Consider the following 7,077-nt stretch of genomic DNA (forward strand, 5'->3'; position numbering starts at 1 on the left):
GGCTCGGCCCGGCCCGACGGCACCAGCACCCTGACCATGACGCTGACACCTCGCGCCCGGGCCCTGGTCGAGCGTGCGCTGTGCGACTTCGGCGGACCCGGCGGCGCCGTGGCGTGTGCACCCGGGTCTGACGAGCGCACCCCGGAGCAGCGGGCGCACGACGCACTCGTTCACCAGTGGGCCCTCGGTTCGGCCGTCGACCCCACCCGGCCCAAGGGGATCGCCACCATCGTGGTGCGCGTGACGCCGGAGCAACTCGAGAAGACCGACGCACTCGTGGAGACCGATTCCGGCATCCAGCTCAGCGTCCGGCAGGCCGTCTCGATGGCCGGGTCGATGCCGTGGTTCGTCTCGCTCCTGCGCGACGGCCGCGAGGAGTTGCACCGGATCGACGTCGACGCCCACCCCGACCGGCGCCTGGCCTCGGCGATCCAGCGCCTGGTCCTCTACGCCGCGCACGGCGGCTGCACCTTCCCGGGATGCGCCGCACCGGCAAGGAGGAGCCAGTTCCACCACGTCGAGGAATGGTCCCGGGGCGGACCCACGACAGTCGGGAACGGCGCGTTGGGGTGTCCCGTGCATCACGCCTTCGTCGGCGACGGGCCGTCGTCGTGGAAGACCGTCGTGAATCCGGACTCGCCAGGTCGCTGCACATGGTTGCCACCCGGAGTCGACAGGCTCACCGATGTCTGACCCGTGTCCTCCCGCGACCTCGTCCTTCTCGGTTCGCATCGGGGCGCGTGATGGGTCCGCATGGGGTGTACGAGGTGTGCCGGACGGCTCGCGCTGTCACAATGCCCACGTGCCCGATTCCCCCGTTTCCGAGACTCTCTCACCCGAGTCCGCAGCACCTACGATTCCTTCCCCTGTGAGCGGCATGCCCCTGTCGTCGTCCGCGGTCTACGTCGCGGCCCCCGAGGGCGACACCGGGAAGTCGACCGTCGCACTCGGTCTCCTGCGCATCCTCGCCGGAACCGTGCAGAGGGTGGGGGTGTTCCGCCCGGTCACCGTCGCGCCACGTGTCGTCGGCACCGATACGGACTCCGACGCCGAGCCCGCTCGAGATCGCATCGTGGAGATGCTCCTCCAGCACACCACCGTCAACCTCGACTACGAGGACTGCATCGGCGTGACCAACGTCCGGGTGCACGAGGACCGCGAATCGGCGTTGGCGGAGATCGTGGACAGGTACCACGTGGTGGCCAGGCAGTGCGATGTCGTGGTGATCCTCGGGACCGACTACACGGGCGTGCCCAGTCCCACCGAGTTCGACTTCAACGCCACCCTCGCCGTGAACCTCGGGGCGCCCGTCCTCCTGGTGATCCGTGGCGCCGACCGCACACCAGGGGAGATCGGGACCAACGCCCGACTCACCCTGGAGGAGCTCCGAGTGGAGCACGCCCACCCGGTGGGAATCGTGGTCAACCGGTGCGACCCCCAGGCGCTGGAGGAGATCCAGGCCGAGCTCGCGCCCCTGGACCTGCCTGCCTGGACGCTGCCGAGCCAGGCCCTTCTCACCGCGCCCACGATGGGCGAGCTGGTGGATGCCGTGGACGGCACCCTCTACTCCGGGGACCCGGCCCTGCTCGACCGGGAGGTCATGGCCCTGATGGTGGGCGGGATGACCGGAGAGCGGATCCTGGAGCGGCTGGTGGACGGCATGGTCGTCATCGTCCCCGCGGACCGGACCGACGCCGTACTCGCGGTACTCACCGCGCACGCCGCGGAGGGCTTCCCCTCGTTGGCCGGGATGATCTGGAACGGCGGCCTGATGCCGAACGCGGCGATGGATCGACTGGTCCGCGGGATGCGCTCGACGTTGCCGATCGTGTCCACCGACCACGGCACCTACGACACCGCCCGCGTGGCCGCGGACACCCGAGGGCGGGTCTACTCCGGGTCCGGCCGGAAGGTCGAGACGGCGCTGAGCCTGATGGAGAAGCACGTCGACACCGAGGAACTGCTCGCCCGCCTGCGCGTGGACACCCCCGACGTCATGACCCCGCAGATGTTCGAACACCAGCTCCTCGAGCGCGCCCGCACCGACAAGCGACACATCGTGCTGCCCGAGGGCGACGACGACCGTATCCTCCACGCCGCCGGCCGACTGCTGCGCCGGGACGTGGCCGATCTGACGATCCTCGGCGAACCCGATGCTGTGCGCCGCCGCGCGGATGAACTGGGCATCGACCTGTCCGGGGCGCAGATCCTCGACCCGCGCACCAGCGAGCACGCCGAACCGTTCGCCAGGCAGTATGCGGAGCTGCGCGAGCACAAGGGCATGACACTGGACGTGGCCCGCGACAGGATGCTCGACATCTCCTACTTCGCCACGATGATGGTGCACACCGGCCTGGCCGACGGCATGGTCTCCGGCGCCGCGCACACCACCGCGCACACCATCCGGCCCGCGCTGGAGATCATCCGGACGAGGCCGGGTGTGAAGACCGTGTCCAGCGTGTTCCTCATGTGCCTGTCCGACCACGTCCTGGCGTTCGGCGACTGCGCGGTCGTGCCCACCCCGACCGCCGAACAACTCGCCGACATCGCGCTCTCCTCCGCCGAGACCGCCTCCCGGTTCGGCGTGGACCCGCGAGTCGCGATGCTCTCCTACTCCACGGGTGACTCGGGCAGCGGAGCGGACGTCGACAAGGTGCGTGAGGCCACCGAGATCGTGTGCGCGCGGATCGCCGAGGCCGCCGAGGGGGATCCGATGGCGGACCTAGTCGTCGACGGACCGTTGCAATTCGATGCCGCGGTCGACCCCACCGTGGCCCGCAAGAAGATGCCGGACTCGCCTCTCGCCGGCCGCGCCACCGTGCTGGTCTTCCCCGACCTCAACACCGGCAACAACACCTACAAGGCCGTGCAGCGCACCGCCGGGGCCGTCGCGATCGGGCCGGTCCTGCAGGGGCTCCGCAAGCCCATCAACGACCTCTCCCGCGGCGCGCTGGTGGAGGACATCGTCAACACCGTCGCCATCACCGCAGTTCAGGCGCAGGGCTCTGCCGAACAGGCGCGGGGTGTCGCCGGCGGTCGGGAAGGGGACTCGTGACCCGTGTCCTCGTCATCAACTCCGGCTCCTCCTCGCTCAAGCTGTCGATCCTCGACACCGCCATGGAGTCCGAGCTGGCGTGGGCTCTGGTCGAGCGCATCGGCGAGCCCGTCGGCACGCTGACCGTGCGACGCGGTGACCTGGCCGGTTCGCCGGGTGAGGAACGCACCGCCGAGGCCGCGTTCCCCGACCACACCGCGGCGCTCAGCCGGGTCCTGGAGCTGGCGGGCGAGCTAGGCGCCCACCCCACGGACCTGGGAGTCGAAGCGATCGGCCACCGGGTGGTCCACGGTGGGCCGGACTTCCACGATCCGGTCGAGGTCACGCCCGAGGTGGAGGCGGGCATCGAGAGGCTCGAGCTGCTGGCGCCGCTGCACAATCCTGCCAACCTGCGCGGGATCCGGGTGGCCCGCGAGCTGTTGCCCGGCCTGCCGCACGTGGCGGTGTTCGACACCGGGTTCTTCCACACCCTGCCCGCCGCCGCCCACACCTACGCGATCGACCGCGCGGTAGCCAGCGAATGGGACCTGCGCCGGTACGGTTTCCACGGCACCAGCCACGAGTTCGTCTCGCGCCGCACCGCCGAGATCCTGGGCCGACCGTACGACGAGCTCAACCAGATCGTGCTGCACCTCGGCAACGGGGCGTCGGCCTCGGCGATCTCGGGAGGCCGGGCGGTCGACACCTCCATGGGGCTGACTCCGCTCGAGGGTCTGGTCATGGGCACCCGTCCCGGCGACCTCGACCCCGGACTGATCATCCACCTCATCCGCGACCGGGGCATGTCTCCCGAGGACGTGTCCACCCTGCTCAACCGCAGGTCGGGGCTGGAGGGGTTGGCGGGAGCCCGCGACTTCCGGGAACTGCTCGCGCGGGTCGACGCCGGGGACGACGACGCCGTGCTCGCCTACGAGGTGGTCATTCATCGGCTGCGTCGCTACATCGGCGGCTACTGGGCGGTGCTCGGCGACGTCGGGGCCATCACCTTCACCGCCGGGGTGGGCGAGAACGTCGCCCGCCTGCGAGCCGACGCGCTGTCCACCCTCGGCGGGTGGGGAGTGGAGATCGACCCGGAGGCCAACGAGAACGGTTCCGGGGAACGCATCATCTCTACGCCCGGCAGCCGGGTCACGGTTCTGGTGGTGCCGACCGACGAGGAGCTGGCGATCGCCCGGGCGTGTGACACGGTCTTGGGGCTGGGGGAGTAGCAGAGCGACCTTTACCTAAGAACACTCTTAGGCCTACAGTGAGGGCCTCCCCCGGGCGTCGGCCCGGGCCCGACGAAGCTGGTCGATGCCGAACCCCCCAGGATCTCCGCATTCCACCGAGCCCGCCCGCGATACGCGGGCCAGCCGGTCACGAGGTCTTCGGAAGGTGGGGCTGATCCCGGTCGCACCCGCCGCAGCGGTCACCCTGGTGCTCGGCGGGGCCTCCGTCGCCAGGGCCGTCACCGCCACGCCATTGGACGCCCACACCGACCTGGAGTTCTCTCGTTCGATCGGCGGGAGATTGGATGGGTTACGGGTTTGGTTGCCCGGCGGGCCGTCGAACGGGTCCTCCGGCAGCTCCGCCGGCGGTTCGGTAGGTGACCTGTTGGGCGGTCTGACGAGCACCGGCGGTTCGGAGGGATCCGGCTCCGTCCCGGCCGCCTCCGCCCCTGCCACCTCCGCGCCCACCTCCCTGCCGCGTTCCCCATCGTCACCCGCCGGCCCCGACGACACCGGGCAGGTCCCGGTGAACTCGGTGACGCCGCGCGAGGGCGCGCCGTCGTCGGAGTGGGCACGCGCCAACTCGCAGGTCCGCGGATCCCTGGCGGAGACGGGTGTGGGTGCGACCGACCTGCTGCTGTGGGCGCTCACCGCCGCCGCGGCCGGGGTGACCCTGATCCTGTGGGCCACCCGGCGGCGCGGCGACCCCGGGGACTGAGCATCCGACACCCGGACGGGTCAGAACGTCGTTCGCGGCCGGATGCTGTTGGCCTGGTCCACCAGGCGGAAGCGCTGCTGACGGGTCTCGGTGGACCGCGCGAGGGTCCGTAGCACGGTCTCGGCGCCCGTCCTCAGTCCGAACTCGGTGAAGGGCACCCCGCGCATCAACGGTGAGGGCGAGGGCTCGTTGCCGGGAAGCTGGATCCAGGCGAGCGCGGTGGTGAGCACTGTCAGCCGGATCTGGAACGCCCGGTGCTCGCCGGCGGACAGGTTGGTGACCCGGCGCGCGGCCTCCCGCAGGTGGGACTCCTCGGTCTCCTGCAGGGGCCGCCCCTGGCACAGCAGCAGGATCGCCGTGAGGTTGGCCAGCGCCGAATAGCGCGAATTGGGCGGCACCCGGTCCAGTTCCTCGATCGCGGCCGACACCTCTCCGCGCCGCTGCAGCTGACGCGCCAGCCCGAACGCGGAGCTGACCGCCGCCCGGTCCACCGACCACACGGTGCGGTAGAAGTGCTCGCTCGAGCGCGCCCAGCGGGTCCGGTCCCCCTCCGGGCACACGTCGAGGATGAGTTCGGCCGTCGCGGCCAGCGCCAACTTGGGGCCGTTCTCGCCCGGCATGGCAGACAACACCTGCTGGAACTTCGGATACGCGCTCACGGGGTCGCCCTTGAGCAGGGCGATCACCCCGACGTACCAGACCAGGCGCCACTCCGAGCGCAGTCGGTGGGCGTTCTCCTCCAGCAGCGCCTCGGCCGCCGCGAGGTCGCCGCTCTCGAGGTAGGCGCGGGTCAGCGACATGATCACGCCCACGCTCTCGTGGGCCTCGGACTCCGAGTCGGAGTACAGCTCACGGAGCGTGTCGATCCGCTGCTCGACGGAGGTGTACGAGGTGGCGGCGAGGATGCGCCCGGCGGGATCGGAGGATTCCATCAGTGGCACGGGCAGGGCGTCGACGAGTTCGGCCCCGGTCAGGGTGGTGTCGCGGGCGTGGCCGTCGACGAGGAAGTCGGTCGGTTCGACCGTGAACAGCGTGCCGAAGGTGGACCGCTGCGGCGAGAACACCGAGGAGAACGCGGGGTGTGGTTTCCCGGTGCGCAGCGCCAGCACCTCCCGCAGCACCCCCATGAGCTGCCCGGCCATCCCGTTGGCGCTACGGAACCGCATGTTCGGGTCCTCGTTGGTGGAGCGCAGCAGGAACCGGTAGAGCGAGTCGTACCGGCTGAACACCGGCTCCTCGACGGGGGAGGGGATCCCGTCGGCGTAGCGGCCGTCGACCACCGGGAGCCGGACGATCAGCGAGGCCAGGGTGCGCCCCACGGTGTACAGGTCGGAGGCGATGGTGGGGCCGGTCACGGGGATCTCCGGTGCCTGGAAGCCCGGGGTGCCGTAGATGTGCCCGTAGTCGCCCACGCCCGAGACGGCGCCCATGTCGATGAGCTTGACGTGGTCCTCGGTGAGCATGATGTTCTCGGGCTTGAGGTCGTTGTAGACCAGTCCCACGGAGTGCAGGTAGGACAGCGCTGTGAGGGCCTCGAGGACGTACGCGATCGCCTTCTCCACGGGCAGGACCCGGCCGGGCGCCGACCGCCGCACGTCCCGCAGGCTGGGGCCGCCGACGTATTCCATGACGATGTATCCGCCGTGCGTGGGCGAGGTGGCCCAGTCGTCGTGGATGAAGTTGTAGATCCGGACGATCGACGGGTGGGAGAGCTCGGCCAGGATCTCGCGCTCGGCCACCGCCACCTCCTGCGCCTCCGCCTGGTCGGCGTGGAGCAGGCCCTTGAGCACCACCCACCGGTCGGAGACGTTGTGGTCCACCGCGAGGTAGATCCAGCCCATCCCGCCGTGGGCGAGCGCGCCGCGCACCTCGTACTGGTCGGCCACCACGTCGCCGGGCCGGAGCTCGGGCCGCGGGAGACGGCCACCGGAGGCCTCGCACTCGGCCTCGATGTCCTCCGGCGAGAGCATGGCCGAGTTGGGGTCCACAGGGATGATGTACGGCAGGTCCACCAGCCCCTCCGACGCCGGACTCGGCCGGTCCTCGGGCTTGCTGGGTTGCCGCATCCGGAACGGTGCCGAGCCGGTTCGGTCGCC

At 70.7% G+C, this 7,077-nt stretch carries 5 protein-coding genes; 4 read left to right on the top strand and 1 reads right to left on the bottom strand.

What is annotated here, in order from left to right; genetic code table 11:
- The 4 genes from G6018_RS07320 to G6018_RS07335 all read left to right on the top strand — a co-directional run.
- Window positions 1-693 (top strand): HNH endonuclease signature motif containing protein (locus G6018_RS07320; protein WP_182639271.1); only part of this gene is annotated, 693 nt, incomplete at its 5' end.
- Between the two features lie 184 nt (window positions 694-877).
- Window positions 878-3,055 (top strand): phosphate acetyltransferase, encoded by a 2,178-nt coding sequence (gene pta, locus G6018_RS07325; RefSeq protein ID WP_182639275.1) that lies wholly within the window; start codon window positions 878-880, stop codon window positions 3,053-3,055.
- Window positions 3,052-4,263, top strand: coding sequence for an acetate/propionate family kinase (locus G6018_RS07330; RefSeq protein ID WP_182639272.1), 1,212 nt, complete (start codon window positions 3,052-3,054; stop codon window positions 4,261-4,263). The genes pta and G6018_RS07330 overlap by 4 nt, the downstream gene beginning before the upstream one ends.
- A 166-nt stretch (window positions 4,264-4,429) precedes the next feature.
- Window positions 4,430-4,981 (top strand): hypothetical protein, encoded by a 552-nt coding sequence (locus G6018_RS07335; RefSeq protein ID WP_182639273.1) that lies wholly within the window; start codon window positions 4,430-4,432, stop codon window positions 4,979-4,981.
- A 20-nt stretch (window positions 4,982-5,001) separates the two neighbouring features.
- Here G6018_RS07335 and G6018_RS07340 read toward each other — a convergent pair.
- A partial coding sequence (locus G6018_RS07340) for a serine/threonine protein kinase (RefSeq protein ID WP_182639274.1) occupies window positions 5,002-7,077 on the bottom strand: 2,076 nt, incomplete at its 5' end.

It is taken from the genome of Dietzia sp. DQ11-44 (genome assembly GCF_014145205.1).
GTDB lineage: Bacteria > Actinomycetota > Actinomycetes > Mycobacteriales > Mycobacteriaceae > Dietzia > Dietzia natronolimnaea.

Bases quoted from the DNA above. Each gene is read 5' to 3' on its own strand.
- pta (WP_182639275.1), top strand. From the start codon at position 878: ATGCCCCTGTCGTCGTCCGCGGTCTACGTCGCGGCCCCCGAGGGCGAC.